Source organism: Faecalibacterium duncaniae, assembly GCF_010509575.1.
Lineage (GTDB): Bacteria > Bacillota > Clostridia > Oscillospirales > Ruminococcaceae > Faecalibacterium > Faecalibacterium duncaniae.
In genome coordinates this window covers 1,280,145-1,299,528 of record NZ_CP048437.1, presented here as the reverse complement: position 1 = coordinate 1,299,528, position 19,384 = coordinate 1,280,145, and the positions used below count along the sequence as shown (strand labels likewise).

Sequence of the window (19,384 nt, the reverse complement as noted above, 5' to 3'; positions counted from 1 at the left end):
CCCTCTCAGTCAAAGCCTTGCGGCTTTGCCAGCTCCCCCGAAGGGGGAGCCCTTGGCATTGCGCAGGGCTTTTTCTCGTTATACTAACATTCATCATTGAAGTCATTGAAATCATTGCTCTTCATTGCCACCAGTCAATGACAATCAATGATAACCAATGATATCAATGATAATTATGTCTTAACGATAACTGTGCAGACACTGGAACCGAAGCATTGTTATCGGCTCGTTCCTGTCGAAAGTTATGCTTTCTCCCAGCGTTTCCATTGCTGTTATACCAATATCTAATAGTATCTCGTTCCCAAAGCATAGGTTGCAGCTCCTGAATACGCTTTGAAAGCATTTGCAGATTTGGTGCCAGCTCGGTATGGGCGTACCGCTGGCCCATCTCCATCAGGTTCTTGGAGTAGCCGCTCCACGTTCCATCCCCCTGCTGCAAGAGCACCCGCAGGGTCTTGACGATGGGCTCTGCCTCATACTCGGCCACCCGGCGCTGCGCGGCCAGCTGGGCCGCCGTGCCCTGCATGACCCAGCGGCAGCGGGCCTTATCGAAGCGGATGACCCGCTCGCACTGCTCGATGTCGCGGCCGGTGAGCAGAAAGCCTGCTTCATCGTCCATCCGGCTCTGCTTGTCCAGCACGATGGTGAAATCCGCCGCACCCAGGATGCCGGTGGAGCCGTTGATGTTGTCGAAGCTGTCCTCGGGGTTCTTGCTCTTGCGGGTGTGGTGCACCAGCAGCACGCAGATGCCCCGGCTGTCGGCAAAGGCCTTCAGCCTGCCCATGTAGTCGTAGTCGGCATCGTAGGCATTCTCAAAGGGCTTTGCCTTGGGCTTGATCTTGGATAAGGTATCGATGCAGACCAGATGGATGTCCGGGTTGGCATCCAGATACTCCCCCAGCATTTCCAGCAGGCCCTCGCCCAGCCGTTGGGCCTGAAACATAACGTGCATGTTAGCCGGGGCGGGCCTGCCCTCCAGCAAGCGGCGCAGGCGGGTCTGCATCCGGCTCTTGCCGTCCTCCAGGGCGAGGTAGAGCGTGCCGTGCTGCTGGGTGGGGAACCCCAGGAACGGCTCCCCCTGTGCCACGGCAAGGCAGAGGTCCAGCACCATCCAGCTCTTGCCCAACTTGGGCTTTGCCACCAGCACCCCCATGCCCATGGGCAGCAGGCCCTCCACCACATGGCGGATGGGCGGCAGCACCATTTCAGACAGCTCCCGGGCCGACCACGCCTGCACCCCGGCAGGCTTTGCGGTCTCCGGCTCCGGGGCAGCCTGCTGCGGGGCGGCCTCCGGGTCGGTCAGGCTGTTGATGTAATCGGCGTAGTCCTCGCCGATGCGGGCCGCGAACGCCTCCTTTCCGATCTGCTCGTACTCGTCGGCCACGCGGTCCTGCCAGCGCCGGAGCTTGAGCTCCAGCCCGTTCCAGAGCCGCAGTTCCCGGGCCCGCTCCTGCACCAGATGATACCGCTGGTTCTGGTCCGCAGGCAGGCCCCGGAAGGTAAACCAGAAGGTCAGCCGGGAAAAGAGCTTCTCCTCAGTGTCGGCCTTGTCCAGCCACCGCAGGAAATCGTTCTCGTCCGCCGGGCTGAACTGCTTTGCCTCCCGCCAGTTCCCCACTGCTTCCTTCATTTCGTTCATGGAAACACCTCTTTCTTTTGCATTACACAGCGTTGTTTTGTTACCCAAAGTGTAACATCTTTTGGTTGTATCGTCAACGAGTATGTTCCGGCGATTTTTCGCGCGAAAAATGCGAAAAAAGAGGGAGAAAATAAGAAAAGCCCCCGCTCACCAGAGCGAAGGGCCGGAAAGCTTTCCTTTTACCCTGCGTGCAGGGCATCATTTTTTGCCAGCAGGTAAACGCAGTACTGATTCATACTGATGCCTTCCCGCTGGGAGTGCTCCGCCAGAGCGCGGTGCAGGCTGCGGGGCAAGCGGAGCTTGAACTGCCCGGAGTAATCCTCCAGACTGTCCGGCATCGGAATGGATACGCCCTCTTCCAGTGCGGCCTCCAGCCAGACCCTCTTAGCATCCCGAGCATTCTCCACAGCGCTTTCAATGGTCTCGCCGCAGGTCAGGCACCCCGGCAGATCGGGATAGGAGACAACATAGCCGCCCTCTTCCCTGTCCTCTACAATCTCCATCCGATACGGAAGAGCCAGATATTCATTCAGCGTTTTCATCGTTTTTCGCCTCACTCTCTACGATCTGACGCACCATTTCCACATATACTTTCTTGATCGGTTCGTGCTTGGGTATCGTAATGGGCATACAGTTTGCTTTGTGGTGTCGTATGTGGTGTCATATTCATTATATGCTGGCTTATGAAAAAAGTCAAGCGGACTGCTTGAAAGTCCCCCTTATCGTACCCCGCATCTGGTATACTCCTCTTGTCGAACAAAACAGGAGCGGCCCGGAGGCGGGCTGCAGGAACAGGAGGGAACACCATGAGTGAGTACGAGATCCGATCTGTAGGCGGCCATGTGGAGGTTTATACCCAGGGCGGGGTGTTCCTCTTCTCGGCGGACACGGTGCGGGAAGCCATGGAGGAGCTGGACGAGGCCGCATGACACATTCCCGGCAGTTCCCGGAAGCATGTCAGGAGCGCGCAGGGAAAGCTCAAATGTAAAATACCTGTAAAATATAAGAAAAGAACAGTTGACAAAAGGACAAAGCGGCGCGGAAATGCAGTAAAAATGCAAAAAACATGTAAAATAACGCTTGTTGTCCGGGGGAGTTCAATGCTATAATAAAAAGGACGGCGTTCAGGGCAGGAAGCCCCGGGCGGCCGTCCTTGGTTTGTTGTAAGAGCAAAAGGAAGTTTTTAGGAGTATCGAGATGGATATCACACACATCACCTCATTGTTGGGCGGTATTGCGCTGTTCCTCTATGGTATGTCGATCATGGGTGCCGGCCTGGAAAAGCTGGCGGGCGGCAAGATGCAGGGCGTGCTGCAAAAGCTGACCTCCTCCACCATCAAGGGTGTCATTTTCGGCACCCTCATCACCGGCGTGATCCAGTCCTCCGCAGGCACAGTCGTCATCTGTGTCGGCCTTGTCAACTCTGGCATTATGACCCTGACGCAGTCGGTGGGTGTCATCATGGGTGCAAACATTGGTACCACGGTCACCGGTCAGCTCATCCGCATGGCGGATATCTCGGGTGAAAGCCTTCTGCTGACCCTCATCCAGCCCAAGACGTTTGCGCCGGTGGTGGCATTTGTCGGCTGCATTTTTTATGTGTTCCTGCGCAACGCCAAAAAGAAGAACATCGGCCAGATCATGCTGGGCTTCGGCATCCTGTTCACGGGCATGAGCCTGATGGACACCGGCGTGTCCCCTCTGCGGGAGAGCGCAGCCTTTCAGGAGCTGTTCGTCAGCATGACCAACCCCGTGCTGGGCGTGCTGGTGGGCATGGTCGTCACCGTCATCATCCAGTCCTCCTCGGCCTCGGTGGGTATCCTGCAGGCCTTGTCCAGCACCGGCCTTGTCACCTTTGGCAGCGCCATCCCCATCATTCTGGGTGCCCACATCGGCACCGCCTTTACCCCGCTGCTGACCATCGGCGGCTCCTCCAAGGACGGCAAGCGCGCCGCCCTGATCCACCTGTATTTCAACATCATCGGCAGCTTTGTGCTGCTGGGTGCCATCTACGCCGTGCGGTACACCATCGGCATCCCGGTGTGGGGCGACGTAATGAACAAGAGCACCATTGCAAACATCCACACCCTTTCCAGTGTGGCGGCCATGCTGTTGTTCCTGCCTTTCAGCAGTGTGCTCTCCAAGCTGGCCATGCTCACCGTGCCCAACAGTGCCGAGGAAGCACAGGAGATGAGTATGCCCGTGCTGGATGAGCGTCTGTTCAAGAGCCCGGCCGTGGCCCTGCAGCAGGCCAAGAGCGCCGTGGTTAAGATGTCCCGCCGTGCCGCCCGCAACGTCAGCCTCTCCACTCCCCTGCTGCTCAAGATGGATGAGGACGTGGTGAGCGCCATCAATGTGCGGGAGAACCTCATTGACCGGATGGAGGTGGAGATCTCCAACTACCTCATCAAGATGACTGACCAGGAGCTGGGCGACGACGAGAGCCACGCCGTGACCGAGCTGCTGAATTTTGTCACCGAGTTCGAGCGCATCGGCGACTACGCCGTGAACATTCAGGAAAAGGCCGTGGAGCTCTACGAGAAAGAGGCCTCCTTCAGCGACATTGCCAAGAACGAGCTGAAGCTGCTGGATTCCGCGCTGGAGCAGATTCTGACCCGCACCAACGATGCCTTTGAGAACGATGACATCGCGCTGGCCCGTCAGGTGGAGCCGCTGGAAGAGGTCATCGACATTCTGGTGGAGAAGCTCCGCGACGGCCACATCAAGCGCCTGAAGGACGGCATCTGCTCCATTGATACCGGCGTGGTGTTCCTGGATGTGCTGAACAATGTGGAGCGCATCTCCGACCACTGCTCCAACGTGGCGGCCCGTCTGGTGGGCACCAGCGAGGGCGATGACTACGATTCCCACACCCTCAAGAGCCTGATGCACCACAACCCCAGCAAGGAATACTCCCTCATGTACGAGGAGTGCTGCAAGGAGTACCTTACCCCGCTGGCCGCTATGGAAAAGGAAGCGTAAGGGGGCCAATGCATCTGCAAGGAAAGCAGCTGCTGCACCACACAACTCAAAAATCCCCTGCCGGATATTGGCAGGGGATTTTTTGTTGCACTTGATGAACGATTCGGAGCCTGAGCCTGCCTCCCCCCAAAATTCAAGGGGTCAGAAGAAGCTCACCTGGCTGCTTTCGGGCAGGTCTGCCAGCACACCGGCGCTGCGCAGGCTTTCCAGCACGGCGCTGGTCACGCCGGTGGCCTGCTGGAGTTCCTCCACGGAGATATACTCCTGCCCGTCGATGGTGGCCCGCTCCAGCGAGGCGGCGGCAGTGCCGCCCACGCCTTTCAGGGCACAGAAGGGCAGGCGCACCTTGCCATCCTCCACGATATACTTGTTGCCGCGGCTCTTGCCCAGCTCGATGGGCAGGAACGCATACCCGCGGGAGAGCATTTCGTTGACCAGCTGCAGGCTGACCAGCACGTCCTCGTCCTTGGCGTTCTTCTCCTCTTTCAGGCGGCGCTTCACCGCCTCCATGTGGGCGCGGGCCACAGCCGCACCGCCCACAGCGGCCTCATAGTCGATATCATCGCCGCGCACGGTGAAGTAAACGGCGTAGAACTCTGCCGGGCGGTAGAGCTTGAACCACATCAGCCGGATGGCGCTCATCAGGTAGGCCACAGCGTGGGCCTTGGGGAACATATACTTGATCTTGCGGCAGGACTCGATGTACCAGTCCGGCACCTCGTGCTCCCGCATGGCTTCCTCCCAGCCGGGCTTGAAGCCGCCCTTGGCCACCTTGCCCTTACGTACAGCCTCCATGATATCAAAGGCCATCTTGGGCTCCAGCCCCTTGCGCAGCAGGTAGAGCATGATGCTGTCACGGCAGCCGATGACCTCCGCGATGGTGCAGGTGCCGCTGCGGATCAGCTCGTCGGCGTTGCCGGTCCAGACATCGGTGCCGTGGGACAGGCCCGAGATCTGGATCAGCTCCGAGAAGTTCCGGGGCCGGGCCTCCACCAGCATTCCGCGCACGAAGTTGGTGCCCATTTCCGGGATGCCAAAGGTGCCGGTCTGGCTGTCGATCTGCTCCGGGGTCACGCCCAGCTCCTCCGGGCTGGTGAGCAGGCTGTACACCCGGGGGTCGTTCATGGGGATGCTGTCCACGGGGATGCCGGTGTACTCCTCAAAATACTTGTAGAAGGTGGGCATGTCGTGGCCCAGCTCGTCCAGCTTGAGCAGGGTGTCGTGGAGGTACTTGAACTCGAAATGCGTCGTGAGCAGGCCGCCCGCCACATCATCCGCCGGGTGCTGGATGGGGCAGAAATCGTAGATCTCGTAGGTGTCGGGCACAACGACCATGCCGCCGGGGTGCTGGCCGGTGGTGCGCTTGACACCGGTGCAGCCCAGGGTCAGGCGGTTCTCCTCGGCGTGGTTGACGGTTTTGCCGCGGGCTTCCAGATACTTTTTGACGTAGCCGTAGGCGGTCTTGTCCTGAATGCCGGACACCGTGCCCGCCTTGAACACATTGGCCTTGCCGAAGAGCTCCTCGGTGTAGCGGTGGACGTTGGACTGATACTCGCCCGAGAAGTTCAGGTCGATATCAGGCTCCTTGTCGCCGTAGAAGCCCAAGAAGGTCTCAAAGGGGATGTCGTGGCCGTCCACCAGCATCCGGGTGCCGCAGTGGGGGCAGTCCTTATCGGGCAGGTCAAAGCCGTCGTCCACGCTGCCGTCGGTGATGAACTCGCTGTACTTGCACTTGGGGCAGCGGTAGTGGGGCGGCAGGCTGTTGACCTCCGAAATGCCGGAGAAGTGGGCCACGGCAGAGGAGCCCACCGAGCCACGGCTGCCCACCTGATAGCCGCCTGCGTTGGAGTAGGCCACCAGCTTGACGGCAATGACGTACAGAACAGCGTAGCCGTGGCCGCAGATGGAGTCCAGCTCCTTTTTCAGGCGGTCCTCCACGATCTTGGGCAGGGGGTCGCCGTAATCCCGCTTGGCGTGTTCCCAGGTGGCATCGCGCAGCTGCTGCTCCGCACCCTCGATGCTGGGCGGGTAGGTGCCGCGCGGAATGGCCCGCACGTTGTTGTCGATGGTGGCCGCGATCTTGCGGGGGTTGGTCACCACGATCTCGTAGGCCTTTTCCTTGGGCAGGTAACTGAACTGCTTCAGCATATCCTCCGTGGTGCGGTAGAACAGCGGGGGCTGGGTGTCCGCATCCTTGAAGCCGTTGCCCGCCTGCAGCACCGTGCGGTAGATGGCATCCTCCGGCTCGGTAAAGTGCACGTCGCCGGTGGCGATGACCGGTTTGTGCAGGTCCTCGCCCAGCCGGATGATGGTGCGGTTGAAGTCCTTGATGACTTCCTCGCTCTCCACCTTGCCGTCCCGCACCATATACTCGTTGTTGCCCAGGGGCTGGATCTCCAGCACGTCGTAGTAGGAGGCGATCTTCTTCAGTTCCTCGTAGGAGCGCCCCTCCACAACGGCACGGTAAAGCTCGCCCGCCTCGCAGGCGCTGGTCAGGATCAGGCCGTCGCGGTACTTGTTCAGCAGGCTGCGGGGCACACGGGGCTTCTTGAAGAAGTAGTTGACGTGGGCCTCGCTCACGATCTTGTACAGGTTCTTCAGGCCCATCTGGTTCTTGACCAGAATGATGAGGTGGAAGTACTTCTTTTTCAGCACCTCCCGGTTGCCGCCCAGACCGGTGTTGATGCCCTCCACGGTGGTGACCTCTTTCTCGGCAAGGTCGCTGAGCATGACGCAGAAGATGCGGCCCAGCGCGGCGGAGTCCTCGCAGGCGCGGTGGGCCTCGTAGCTGGGCAGCTCCAGATGCTTGTTGATGGTCCCCTGCTTGTAGTTGTGCAGGCCCGGGTACATGGCCTGCGCCATGGTCAGGGTGTCGATATAGGTCGGCTCAAAGGAAATGCCGCTGCGCTTGGCGGCGGCTTTCAGGAAGCGGATATCGAACGCATGGGCATTGTGGGCCACCAGGATGCGGCCATCCGCGAACCGGAGAAAGGCTTCCAGCGCTTCCTTTTCCCCGGGGGCATCGGCCACCATCTCGTTGGTGATGCCGGTCAGCTCGGTGATCTTGGGGGTGATGGGCTTGCCCGGCTTGACAAAGGTGTCGAACTCCTCCACCACTTCCCCGTTCCGCACGATCACCGCGCCGATCTCGGTCAGGTACTCCACGCCGGGGTCCAGGCCGGTGGTCTCGGTGTCGAACACGCAGAACTCGCCGTCCAGCGGCTGGTCCTTCACGCCGTAGACGCAGGGCACCATATCATCCACAAAATAGGCCTCGCAGCCGTAGATCAGCTTGAAATCCGGGTCGCTCTTGTGGATCTCATCGGTGGCCAGCATGGCCTCCGGGTAGCCCTGACAGACACCGTGGTCGGTGATGGCAATGGCAGGGTGGCCCATCCGGTGGGCCAGCTTGACAATGCCGCCCGGGTCGCAGAAGGCATCCATGCTGGACAGCTTGGTATGCAGGTGAAGCTCCACCCGCTTTTCCGGGGCGTTGTCCTCCCGCTTTTTCCGTTCCACGAACAGGACATCGTAGGGGTAGACGATGTAGTCATGCTCGTACTTGTCGTAGGTGCAGTCGCCGCGCACCAGCAGGGTGGTGCCCTTGGGGATGTTCTCCCACTTGGAGCAGTCCTCCCCTTCCTGCGCGCGGATCTTCAGGTTGATGGAGCCGGTGTAATCGGTGATGGACACCGTGTAGATCTTGCGGTAGTTGCCCTTGACCTCGGTAAAGAACACGTCGCCCCAGATCACGCACTTGCCGCCCTCGCCGCCCAGGTCCTTGAGGGGGGTGAGGTTCTTGGGGGTGAACATCTTGCCGTGGAAAATGGTCACGGGCTTGTCGGTCAGGTCAAGGCCCTCCACCTTGATGGAGGGGGCGGTGTTCTTTTTCTCGAACTTGACCACCGGCGGGGCGATCTTGCGCTCCAGCTTTTCTTCCATCTGGCGCTGTTCGGCCTCGCCCACCGCGCTTGTCAGGGTGACTTTGGGCCTGACACCGGTGTGGGCGGCAACGCGGTCCGCCAGCAGGCGCTCAAACTCCATCTCCTGCAAAAACTTGGTGCCGTGGCAGACCCCCACCGTGATGTTCTGGCCGGTGATGGTGATCCGGCACCGGTCCAGAAAACCGTTGATGGGGATGCCGTCCCGCTTCATCTCCTCCATCAGCTCCCGCAGGGCGGCTTCGTCCAGCGTGGCATAGCCAAAGAGGTTGTCGATCTTCAGTTCAAAGCCCTCATAATCCGGCTGCAGGGAGGCCAGCAACCGGGCGCACAGCCCCTTGTCCAGCGGGGCGGCACTGCGCAGGGTAAAAACGACCTGCCGCTCCTGCCGCAGCATCCGGGCATGTTCCACGATCACGCGCCCGAAACTGGCCGCGAAATCCGGGTCCGCCATGAACTGCGGCCATAGCTGAGATACAAGTGGTGTCACGATGGGTTACTCCTTTTGATGTTATTTCTGAACCTCTCAGGCGCTTCGCCTGCGCCCTCTCCGTCATCCCTGCGGGATGCCACCTCTCCCAAAGGGAGAGGCGATTGCGGCATGACCTTCAGGGGGTGCTGACGGGGTTAAACCTCTCAGCCGTCGCTGACGCTCGGCAGCTCCCCTAGTAGGGGAGCCCTTGGCAGGCCGTCGCGTTTTCGTGGTCTGGCGCTTCGCTCCTGTTTGCCCTGCTGGCGCAAAGCCTTATCCTTGCGGCAGGAGTGCATTTTGGAGCCGATAGGCGATCATTGCGAAAAATGAGCCCTATGCCAAGGCCTCCCCTACTAGGGGAGGTGGCATCGAGCGTTAGCGAAGATGACGGAGAGGTTTAACCGTCAGCGAAGGCTGAGAGGTTTAACCATCAGCACCCTCTCCCCTTGCAGATGCGTTGGCTCCCCCTTTGGGGGAGCTGGCGAGCGCAGCGAGACTGAGAGGGTTGTCTCTCAGATCTTATAGATTTCCTCCATGAACTGGTCGAGGATATTATCCCCGGTCAGCTTCTTGATGGGCTGGCCGTGGATGAAGAGGACAGCCTCGCCCTTGCCGCCTGCAATGCCGATATCGGCTTCGCGGGCCTCGCCGGGGCCATTGACCACGCAGCCCATGACGGCCACCTTGATGGATTTCTTATAGCCCTGCAGGCGCTTTTCCACCTCGTTGGCGATCTCGGTGCAGGGGTACTGGGTGCGGCCGCAGGTGGGGCAGGTGATGACCTCGGGGCCAGCCACGGGGAAGCCCACGGCGCGCAGGATGTTGTAGCCTGCTTCCACTTCCTTCTCAGGCTCGGCGGCCAGCGAGACGCGGATGGTATCGCCGATGCCCTCCAGCAGCATCCCGCCAATACCCATGCCGCTCTTGAGCAGGCCCATCTGGTAAGTACCGGCCTCGGTCACGCCCACATGCAGGGGGTAATCGGTCACAGCGCTCAGCTGGCGGTAGGCCTCCATCATGCGGGGCACGTTGGAGTTCTTGATGGAGATGACGATGTTGTTGAAATCGAACTTCTCCAGCAGGCGGACATGGTACAGAGCGCTTTCCACCATGGCCTCGGGCACGGGCGCGCCGTACTTTGCCAGAATGTGCTTTTCCAGGCTGCCGCCGTTCACGCCGATGCGGATGGGGATATTCTTCTGCTGGCAGGCCTGCACCACGGCCTTGACCCGGTCGTCGTCGCCGATGTTGCCGGGGTTGATGCGGATCTTGTCCACACCAACGTCGGCGCAGGCCAGCGCTGCCTTGTAGTCAAAGTGGATATCCGCCACGATGGGGATGTTCACCGCGTTCTTCACGGCCTCGATGCACTTGGCATCCGCCGCGCTGGGGCAGGTCACACGCAGGATCTGGCAGCCCGCCGCCTCACAGCGCTTTGCCTGGGCAACGTTGCCCTCAATGTCCTCCACGGGGACATTCAGCATGGTCTGCACCGCAATGGGGTTGTTGCCGCCAATGGTCACATTGCCGATCTTCACTTCTCGTTTCAGCTGCCGCATGGTCGTTTTCCTTTCCGTATCACATTGCCCCGGTAATGAGCCGGAGGATATCGTTGTAAGTTGCAAAAATCATCAGCCCGAACAGCAGCGCAAAGGCCGCCACGGTCAGGCCGCTCTGGATCTTTTCGGGCACGGCATGGCCGGTCACGCCCTCAATGAGCAGGAACACCACTTTGCCGCCGTCCAGCGCCGGGAAGGGCAGCAGGTTGAAGATGCCCACATTCACGGTGATGAGCGCCAGCATCTCCAGCAGGTCCTGCCAGCCGTAGCTGGCGGCCTGCCCGATGGCCGTTACGATGCCCACCGGGCCGGAGAGGTCGTTGATGCTCTCCCGCCCCCGCAGCAGGTCGGAGAGGGAGGCAAAGATGATGCGCCCGTAGTAGAGCACGCTGTTGCCCGCCTCTTTCAGCACGTTCAGCGGTGTTTTTTTGATGCCGTAGACTGTAAAGCCCAGGCTCATGTGGGTCTCGCCCTTGTCATCCTGCCAGGTGTCGAACTGCACACCGGGCAGCTCCACCTTTTTGCCGTCCCGCAGAACGGTGAAATCGGCGGTGTAGTCCTCCGTGCGCATCAGCTCATAGAGGATATCGTTTGCCACAAAGCAGCGGCGGCCGTTCACCGCAAGGATCTTATCCCCTGCCTGCAGGCCGGTCTGGCCGCAGAGGGCGTTTTCCTCCACCTGATAGAGGACCTTGCTGGTGATGGGTTCGCTCTGGGCCGTGATGAGGATGGCCATGACCACAAAGCCCAGCACAAAGTTCATCCCGGCACCCGCCAGCATGATGAGGGCCCGCTGCCAGACAGGGGCCTCATTCAGAGGAATACCAGCAGGCTTTTCCTCCTCGGGGGAAGTCTCCGCTATGCCAAGGGCTCCCCTATCAGGGGAGCTGCCGCCATCGGCGGCTGAGGGGTTTGACCGTTCCTCCGCCTGCTTGCTCTCGGGGCTTTCCTCCCCTTCCAGCGCCACAAAGCCGCCCACGGGCAGGGCGCGGATGCTGTACTGGGTGCCCTTGCGCACCCGCTTGCACAGCACCGGCCCCATGCCGATGGAGAACTCGTTGACCTGCACACCGCAGAGCTTTGCTACCATGAAGTGGCCGAACTCGTGGATGGCGATCACGGCGCTGAACACGAACACCGCAGCAATAAAGGTGACAATAAAAGACATCAGTTCTCCTTACAGGTGCGCTCTCACAAAGGCGCGGGCCATCTTGTCGCACTCATACACATCGGCCAGGGTGTAATCGCCGCCAAAGCTGTCGCTGTCCACAACAGCCTCCACCAGTCGGCCGATATCGAGGAAGCCGATCTTATCCTCGAGGAAGAGCTTCACTGCCTCCTCGTTGGCACCGTTGGCGGCGCAGGGGCCCAGACCGCCCTTCTTGATGGCCTTCTTGCAGGCAGCCAGGCAGCGGAAGGTCTCCTCGTCGGCCACATCGAAGGTCAGCAGCTTCAGAGTGGTAAAGTCCAGCTCGGGCACCACACCGGGCACACGGGCCGGGTAGGTCAGGGCGTACTGGATGGGGATGCGCATATCGGGCACGCCCAGCTGGGCGATGATGGAGTTATCGCTGTACTGCACGGCAGAGTGGACAATGCTCTGGCGCTGCACCACGATCTGGATCTTCTCGGGGGGCAGGCCGAACAGCCAGACCGCCTCGATCAGCTCCAGGCCCTTGTTCATCAGGGTGGCGGAGTCGATGGTGATCTTGGCACCCATGTTCCAGTTGGGGTGCTTGAGGGCATCGGCCTTGGTCTTGCCCCGCAGCTCCTCGGTCTTCATGCCGAAGAAGGGGCCGCCGGAGGCCGTGAGCAGGATCTTGGTCAGGCTCTTGGCGCTCTCCTTGTCCTGCAGGCACTGGAAGATGGCGGAGTGCTCGCTGTCCACAGGCAGCAGCTTCACGCCGTGCTTTGCCACAGCCTGGGTCACCAGGTGGCCGCCCGTGACAAGGCTCTCCTTGTTGGCAAGGGCCAGATCGTGGCCGCTCTCAATGGCGGTCAGGCTGGCACCCAGACCGGCGATGCCCACCACACTGTTCAGCACCACATCGGGTCCGTCCATGGCGGCCAGCTCCTTCAGGCCCTCGGGGCCGGTCAGCAGCCGGGGGGCGTTGGCACGGCCCGCCAGAGCCGCGTCCAGCCGGGCGGCGGCATCGGGGTCGGTCATGCAGACATACCGGGGGTGGAACTCCTCGATCTGCTCCAGGATCTTCTCCACATGGCTGTGGGCGGAAAGGCCGAACACCTCATACCCCTGGGCACGGATGACATCCAGGCTCTGGGTGCCGATGGAACCGGTAGAACCCAGCAGCGTGATTTTTTTAGACATAAGCTACCTCCTGCATTCAGTGATAGAAAACAGCGATGACCACCATGGTGACGAACGGCGCAATGAACATGACGCTGTCGAAGCGGTCCAGAATGCCGCCGTGGCCCGGGAAGATGGTACCATAATCCTTGATGCCGCACTGGCGCTTGACCACGCTGGCGAACAGGTCGCCGTAGATGCCCAGCACAGCGGCCACACAGGCCAGCAGGGCAATGATCACGTACATCGAAACGCCGATGTTGGTGCGGGTGAACGCCTCCATCCGGTTGGCCGCAATGGAGTAGATCACGGTGGCGATCACGCCGAACACCATGGTGCCCAGCACGCCGCCAATGGCTCCCTCCACGGTCTTTTTGGGGCTGACCACGGGGCAGAGTTTGTGCTTGCCAAAGGCTCTGCCTGCAAAGTAGGCGCAGGTATCGCCGCCCCAGGCAAAGCAGAGGATGAGCAGAATAAAGAACATCGCGTCATAGCCGTAGGTCTCCACCGGCAGCAGCTCCTTCAAACGGATAAAGGAGTAGAAGCAGAAGATCACGATGCCGGAAAACATCACCAGACCGCTGGCTTTTGCAAAATCCACCTGTGCGTTGCGCACCACCAGATAGATGCCGAAGAACAGCACCATCAAGAAGGATGCCGGCATGACCAGCCGCCGCCACACCTGATAGCTGGACAGCATGATCAGCAGGGTGTAGGGCACAAACACGGCGTACATGGGCCATTCCTTTCTGCCAAAGCCCAGGGCCTTGAAGACCTCGTGGATGGCGATCAGGGTAATGGCGGCAATGACAAAATTGAACACCAGCGTGTCAAAGGTGAACAGCACCCCGATCAGGACGAGGATGCCCACAATTGCGGTTATGATACGAGTTTTCATTCAAATTTCTCCTTTTGGGAATTGCAAGGGTCAGATGCCGCCAAACCGGCGGGAGCGCTTGTTGAACTCCGTGATGGCGGCATCCAGGTCATCACGGGTGAAATCAGGCCAGAGCACATCCATCTCCACCAGTTCGGCGTAAGCGGCCTGCCAGAGCATGAAGTTGGAAAGGCGCTTCTCGCCCGAGGGACGCAGGATGAAATCCGGGTCCTTCTGGCCGGCGGTATACATGTGGTCGCTCATCATCTCTTCGGTGATGTCCTCGGGCTTGAGGGTGCCCTCTGCCACCTGCTGGGCCAGCTGCCGGGCGGCCCGCACGATCTCGGGGCGGCCGCCGTAGTTCACGGCAATGTTCAGGGTCATGCCGGTCTTGGCAGCGGAGTCCTCCTCCAGCTCGTTCATCAGCTTCTGGAGCTTTGCATCCAGCGCGGCCCGATCACCCAGGAACTTGATGCGGATGTTGCGGTCCTTATAGTTGAAGCCCTTGAGCAGATACTCGCCGAACAGCTTCATAATGGCGGAGACCTCTTCCAGCGGGCGCTTCCAGTTCTCGGTGGAGAAGGCGTAGAAGGTCACGGACGAAACGCCCAGCTCCTCGCAGTAGTTGGCGATATCCTGAAACACGGCGGCACCCTTTTTGTGGCCCGCGGTGCGGGGCAGGCCCCGCTGCTTGGCCCAGCGGCCATTGCCGTCCATGATGATGCCGATGGAAAGGCCCTCGGCAAATTCTTTGGGATGGTTCATAATCATTCTCCTGCGTTTGCGGGGCGGGGGTTCCCTGCCCCGGTTTCGGCAAAAAGTGCCGCGCACTCGTTCCAGCGCACGGCACCTCACACATTTCGTTTCGCCGCGGCGATCAGACGGACATGATCTCCTTCTGCTTTTCCTCAACGGCTGCGTCGATGTTCTTGATATACTTGTCGGTCAGCTTCTGGACCTCTTCTTCCATGGTCTTCTGGGTATCCTCGGTCAGCTCACCGGCCTTCTTCATGGCCTTGGCCTTGTCCATAGCGTCGCGGCGGACATTGCGCACGGCCACCTTGGCCTCCTCGCCCAGCTTGGCAACTTCCTTTGCCAGCTGCTTGCGGCGCTCCTCGGTGGGAGCCGGGAAGTTCAGGCGGATGGTGGAGCCGTCATCAATGGGGGTGATGCCCACGTCGCTGGCCATGATGGCCTTGCTGATGGCGCGCAGCAGGGTGCGGTCCCAGGGGGTAATGGTCAGGGTGCGGGCCTCGCTCACGGCCACAGAGGCCACCTGCTGGATGGGAGTGGGGGCACCGTAGTAGTCCACGCTCACCTTGTCCAGAACGGCGGGGTTGGCGCGGCCTGCACGCACAGCGGCCAGCTCGCGGTCCAGATGCTCCACGGAGCTCTTCATCTTTTCTTCAAATGCCTTGGTGTTGCTGCTCATTGTCCTTTTCTCCTGTTATATATTGTTCTGCACAGGCGCTGTAATTGCTGCCTGTTCCATTCTATGGTACGGGGATGCGGGCTATGCTCAGCCCTCGTAGACCAGGGTGCCAACGTTCTCGCCCTGCACGGCCTTTGCAATGTTGTCCGGGTCGGCCAGGTCAAAAACCAGGATGGGGAGCTTGTTGTCGCGGCAGAGGGTGGCGGCAGTGCCGTCCATCACAGCCAGGCGATCCTCCAGCACCTTGGTAAAGGTCAGGGTGTCGTACTTTTTGGCATCGGGGTACTTGTGGGGGTCCTTGTCGTACACGCCGTCCACCATGGTGGCCTTGAACATGATGTCCGCGCTCACCTCAACAGCACGCAGGGCCGTGGTGGTATCGGTGGAGAAGAAGGGGTTGCCGGTGCCGCCGCCGAAGATGGCGATCTTGCCGTCTGCCATGGCCTTCAGGGCATCCTTGCGGGTAAAGGCAGGAGCCACCTGCGGCATGGTGATGGAGGTGAACACCTCGGTCTCCACCCCCAGCTGCTCCAGCTTGTCGGAGACGGCCAGCGCGTTCATCACGGTCGCCAGCATTCCGATCTTGTCGGCCAGGGTGCGCTCCATCTTACCGCTGGAACGGCCGCGCCAGAAGTTGCCGCCGCCCACCACGATGCCGATCTGCACGCCCAGGTCGTGGGCCTTTTTCACGCCGCCGCAGATCGCGTCCATGGTCGGCTCGTCAAAGCCGGTGCCCTTTTCGCCGCCCAGGGCCTCGCCGCTGATCTTCAGAAGGATCCGCTGATATTTCAATGCCATATCAATACACCACCTAAATCATTTCTCTCATCAGGCCGGAGTTTCCCCTGCCCCTGATTTATTCATCTTATTTTACTATAAAATCGCTTCAAAGTAAACAGGTAAAGTGAACAAGCTCTCCCCATCAAAAAAGCAGACAGCCCGCAGGCCATCTGCTTGGAGGTTCACTTTGCCGGAACAAATTCGATCTTGACCCGCATCCCCATACCGGCAGCCAGCCGCTGCAGGGTGCGAAGCGAAGGATTTCCGTTGCCGCGCTCCAGCTTGCTGATGTCTGTCTGGGCAATGCCGGTGCGCTCGGAAAGCTGCTGCTGGGTCAGTCCGCTTTCCTTCCGGGCGGCAAGGATCGCCTCGATCACAGCAAATTCGGGGTCAAGGGCATCCCACTCTGCCTTAAACTCAGGATCTTTCATCTGTTCGTTGAGAAAATCATTGAAATTGGTCATTGCGAGCACTCCTTTCGGCTGAGATAATCGGCACGGTACTGCTTTGCAAGTGCGATCTCGGAAGCAGGTGTCTTCTGCGTCTTTTTGACAAAGCCGTTCGTAAGGATGATCCTTCTGCCGATCACAAAAAAGTACAGCACACGGGTAATGTCGGAGCCGAACTTGGTGCGGATCTCAAAAATGCCATCCTCCAGATGCTTGGAGTACGGCTCCCGCAGTGAAGGCCCTTCCTCCCGGAGAAGCCCGACCGTGCGCACGACCTTGGCCCGCATTTTCGCATCCAGAGCCAGAATAAACTCTTTCGCCGGTTCGGAGCCATCGGCTTTGTCATAAAATTCGATCTCGTATTCCTGCACGCCGCCGCCTCCATTAAATAGTGGTTTTATCCTATATTCAGTATAGCGGATCAGGCTGCCATTGTCAAGTGGGTTACAGGCAAAACAAAAAGCGCCGATTCTGAACGAATCAGCGCCTTTTCTGCATGGAGCGGGCAATGGGAATCGAACCCACCTCCTCAGCTTGGAAGGCTGATATACTAGCCGATGTACGATGCCCGCGAATGCAGGAAGAATTATACCACGTTTTGGCTCAAATGTCCAGTGCTAATTTTTAAGAACCGGACTTCATGCCCAGATAGACGGTGCCCACGCCCGCAGCGATGTTCAGCAGGCCCATGCCGATGCCAGCCACGCTGGAGAAATAGGTCAGGGTGGAATCGATGATGAGGTTGCCGTTGATGGTGCCTTCCGGCTCAGGGTACTTCTCGGGGTCCTTCTTCTGCAGCTGGACCGCCACACCTGCAATGTTGGAGACATTCAGGTAGGCCAGCATACTGGTGGCCAGGCCCATAACGGTGGAGCCCAGTGCCATCCAGTTGATGGACAGGCCGCCGCTGGTGTACTCCATTTCCTCTTCAGCCAGAGGAGCATAATTCTTGGGATAGTTGATCATGGTTTTGTACCTCCAAATGTGTTTCAAGAGGGGTCATCGTGGTTTCATTATAGGTTCTGCGGCTCCGGCTGTCAAGGGTCGAAACTTCAGCAGACAAAAGCAGCGCCCTCCCTTCTTCAGGGAGAGCGCCGCGTTCCGGTTCTCTCTTATTTTTTCTCAGAGTCGCCCTGCTGCTCCTGTTCCTGCTCCCTGCGCAGCTTTTTGATCCGCTTCTTCTCGCTTTCCACATGGGGCCAGGGCCAGGAGAAGCCCTCGTTCTCGCGGCACCATTTGACCAGCGGATAGAACGAGAACGCCAGCCCGAACAGATACAGCAGGACGTAGAGCGCGCCGGAAAGGCTCACCAGCGCGTCCAGCGCGCCGATGAGCGCCATGATCAGGCCCGCCTTCAGGAAGAACAGGCCGTTCTGGCGGCAGTATTCCGGGAAATTCTCCGCCTTGACTGCCTGACGGCCCTGATCTCCCCACACACGGGGATTCTTCATCACCGAGTAGCCGTAAAAGACCATCATCAGGCCGCAGGTAAGCTGGAATCCAAAAAACATATCACACCTCGCAGGTTTTCAGGGGGACTCAGTCGTCGTAGCCCTCGAACAGGGGCTTCATGGCGGGCAGGAAGTCCAGCGTTGCAAAGTAGTCGCGGGGGGTCTCGGCGCGGCGGATGAGGCGGTGAGAGCCGTCCTCGCAGAGCAGGACCTCGGCGCTGCGGAGCTTGCCGTTGTAGTTGTAGCCCATGGCGGAGCCGTGCGCACCGGTGTCGTGGATGTAGATCAGGTCACCGATGTCGATCTTGGGCAGCATCCGGTCAATGGCGAACTTGTCGTTGTTCTCGCACAGGCCGCCGACCACATCGTACTTGTGGTCGCAGGGGGCGTTCTCCTTGCCCAGCACGGTGATGTGGTGGTAAGCGCCGTACATGGCGGGACGCATCAGGTTGGCAGCGCAGGCATCCAGACCGATGTACTCCTTGTAGATGTGCTTTTCGTGGATGGCAGTTGCCACCAGCGCACCGTAGGGGCCGGTGGTAAAGCGGCCCATCTCGGTGAAGATGGCCACATCGCCCATCCCTGCGGGCACAAGGATCTCCTCAAACTTCCGGCGCACGCCCTCGCCAATGGCCATGATGTCGTTCTCGGTCTGGTCGGGGCGGTAGGGGATGCCCACGCCGCCGGACAGGTTGATGTAGCCGATGTGGGCACCGGTGGCCTTCTGCACACGGACTGCCAGCTGGAACAGGATGCCTGCCAGCTCAGGGTAATAGGCATCGGAGATGGTGTTGGAGGCCAGGAAGGCATGGATGCCAAAGTTCTTTGCACCCTTTGCCATCAGCTTCTTGTAGCTGTCGATCATCTGCTCCTCGGTCATGCCGTACTTGGCATCGCCGGGCTTGTCCATGACCTGGAAGCCCTCCTCGCTCTCGCCCAGCTGGAAGGTCCCGCCCGGGTTGTAGCGGCAGAAGATGTTCTCAGGGATCCCGGCCACACGGTCCAGGAAGTCCACCATGGTGGCATCGTCCAGGTTGATGTATGCGCCCAGCTCGTATGCCTTCTTCATGTCCTCCACGGGGGTCTGGTTGGAGGAGAACATGATATCGCTGCCGGTAAAGCCGCAGGCCTCGCTCAGCATCAGCTCGGTCAGGGAGGAGCAGTCCACGCCGCAGCCCTCTTCCTTCAGGATCTGCAGGATGATGGGGTTGGGCAGCGCCTTGACGGCAAAATACTCCCGGAAGCCCTTGTTCCAGCTGAAGGCCTTGTTGATGCGGCGGGCGTTCTCACGGATGCCCTTTTCGTCGTAGACGTGGAACGGGGTGGGCACGTCCTGGATGATCTCCTGGGCCTGCTCTTCGGTCAGAAACGGTCTCTTTTCCATAATATACTTCCCTCTCGTTTTTATAGCGCATACGGCTTTGGAGCCGCAGTTGCGAACGTAGTTTACTCCCTCAGTCTGCTTCGCAGACAGCTCCCTCGGAGAGGGAGCCT

At 59.8% G+C, this 19,384-nt stretch carries 17 protein-coding genes and 1 tRNA gene; 2 read left to right on the top strand and 16 right to left on the bottom strand.

Annotation, left to right across the window (positions count from 1 at the left end):
* Positions 1 to 163: 163 nt before the first annotated feature.
* Together GXM22_RS06270 and GXM22_RS06265 are read right to left on the bottom strand one after the other, a co-directional pair.
* Positions 164 to 1,639 (bottom strand): AAA family ATPase, encoded by a 1,476-nt coding sequence (locus tag GXM22_RS06270; protein WP_005933855.1) that lies wholly within the window; start codon positions 1,637 to 1,639, stop codon positions 164 to 166.
* Between the two features lie 179 nt (positions 1,640 to 1,818).
* Entirely contained in the window at positions 1,819 to 2,181 is a 363-nt protein-coding gene (locus GXM22_RS06265; RefSeq protein WP_035394391.1) for a type II toxin-antitoxin system HicB family antitoxin, read from the bottom strand.
* 264 nt (positions 2,182 to 2,445) lie between these two features.
* Between GXM22_RS06265 and GXM22_RS15350 the strand changes: the two genes are divergently transcribed.
* Positions 2,446 to 2,568: a hypothetical protein gene (locus GXM22_RS15350; protein WP_005933860.1), complete on the top strand. Its 123-nt coding sequence runs from the start codon at positions 2,446 to 2,448 to the stop codon at positions 2,566 to 2,568.
* A gap of 268 nt (positions 2,569 to 2,836) precedes the next feature.
* Positions 2,837 to 4,621: a Na/Pi cotransporter family protein gene (locus GXM22_RS06255; RefSeq protein WP_005933862.1), complete on the top strand. Its 1,785-nt coding sequence runs from the start codon at positions 2,837 to 2,839 to the stop codon at positions 4,619 to 4,621.
* Positions 4,622 to 4,762: 141 nt separating this feature from the next.
* On the opposite strand, the gene GXM22_RS06250 is transcribed toward GXM22_RS06255, so the two are convergent.
* From GXM22_RS06250 to GXM22_RS06185, 14 genes are all read right to left on the bottom strand, one after another.
* Positions 4,763 to 9,016, bottom strand: a complete 4,254-nt coding sequence (locus tag GXM22_RS06250) for a PolC-type DNA polymerase III (RefSeq protein ID WP_005933863.1) — start codon at positions 9,014 to 9,016, stop codon at positions 4,763 to 4,765.
* Between the two features lie 530 nt (positions 9,017 to 9,546).
* Positions 9,547 to 10,593 carry a flavodoxin-dependent (E)-4-hydroxy-3-methylbut-2-enyl-diphosphate synthase gene (gene ispG / locus GXM22_RS06245; RefSeq protein ID WP_005933865.1) on the bottom strand — a complete coding sequence of 349 codons (1,047 nt, stop codon included), beginning with the start codon at positions 10,591 to 10,593 and terminating at the stop codon, positions 9,547 to 9,549.
* Between the two features lie 19 nt (positions 10,594 to 10,612).
* A complete protein-coding gene (locus GXM22_RS06240; protein ID WP_099357204.1) occupies positions 10,613 to 11,761 on the bottom strand; it encodes a M50 family metallopeptidase in 1,149 nt (382 codons plus the stop codon).
* Between the two features lie 9 nt (positions 11,762 to 11,770).
* On the bottom strand, positions 11,771 to 12,922 hold the full coding sequence (gene dxr, locus GXM22_RS06235; RefSeq protein ID WP_099357205.1) for a 1-deoxy-D-xylulose-5-phosphate reductoisomerase: 1,152 nt from the start codon (positions 12,920 to 12,922) through the stop codon (positions 11,771 to 11,773).
* Between the two features lie 16 nt (positions 12,923 to 12,938).
* On the bottom strand, positions 12,939 to 13,799 hold the full coding sequence (locus tag GXM22_RS06230; RefSeq protein ID WP_005933875.1) for a phosphatidate cytidylyltransferase: 861 nt from the start codon (positions 13,797 to 13,799) through the stop codon (positions 12,939 to 12,941).
* Between the two features lie 30 nt (positions 13,800 to 13,829).
* Positions 13,830 to 14,543: a polyprenyl diphosphate synthase gene (uppS, locus tag GXM22_RS06225; RefSeq protein ID WP_035394393.1), complete on the bottom strand. Its 714-nt coding sequence runs from the start codon at positions 14,541 to 14,543 to the stop codon at positions 13,830 to 13,832.
* 112 nt (positions 14,544 to 14,655) lie between these two features.
* Complete coding sequence (gene frr / locus GXM22_RS06220; protein ID WP_005933879.1) at positions 14,656 to 15,210, bottom strand: ribosome recycling factor; 555 nt, start codon at positions 15,208 to 15,210, stop codon at positions 14,656 to 14,658.
* Between the two features lie 87 nt (positions 15,211 to 15,297).
* Positions 15,298 to 16,008 carry a UMP kinase gene (pyrH, locus tag GXM22_RS06215; protein WP_005933880.1) on the bottom strand — a complete coding sequence of 237 codons (711 nt, stop codon included), beginning with the start codon at positions 16,006 to 16,008 and terminating at the stop codon, positions 15,298 to 15,300.
* A 164-nt stretch (positions 16,009 to 16,172) separates the two neighbouring features.
* Positions 16,173 to 16,454, bottom strand: a complete 282-nt coding sequence (locus GXM22_RS06210) for a helix-turn-helix domain-containing protein (RefSeq protein WP_035394514.1) — start codon at positions 16,452 to 16,454, stop codon at positions 16,173 to 16,175.
* Complete coding sequence (locus tag GXM22_RS06205) at positions 16,451 to 16,810, bottom strand: type II toxin-antitoxin system RelE/ParE family toxin (RefSeq protein ID WP_099357206.1); 360 nt, start codon at positions 16,808 to 16,810, stop codon at positions 16,451 to 16,453. Before GXM22_RS06205 ends, GXM22_RS06210 begins: the two co-directional genes overlap by 4 nt.
* A 126-nt stretch (positions 16,811 to 16,936) precedes the next feature.
* Positions 16,937 to 17,011: transfer RNA gene (locus tag GXM22_RS06200), tRNA-Gly, on the bottom strand.
* Positions 17,012 to 17,063: 52 nt separating this feature from the next.
* Positions 17,064 to 17,405: a hypothetical protein gene (locus tag GXM22_RS06195; protein WP_005933882.1), complete on the bottom strand. Its 342-nt coding sequence runs from the start codon at positions 17,403 to 17,405 to the stop codon at positions 17,064 to 17,066.
* 146 nt (positions 17,406 to 17,551) lie between these two features.
* On the bottom strand, positions 17,552 to 17,950 hold the full coding sequence (locus GXM22_RS06190) for a hypothetical protein (RefSeq protein ID WP_005933883.1): 399 nt from the start codon (positions 17,948 to 17,950) through the stop codon (positions 17,552 to 17,554).
* A 28-nt stretch (positions 17,951 to 17,978) separates the two neighbouring features.
* Complete coding sequence (locus GXM22_RS06185) at positions 17,979 to 19,274, bottom strand: diaminopimelate decarboxylase family protein (RefSeq protein WP_035394396.1); 1,296 nt, start codon at positions 19,272 to 19,274, stop codon at positions 17,979 to 17,981.
* Positions 19,275 to 19,384 lie beyond the last annotated feature (110 nt).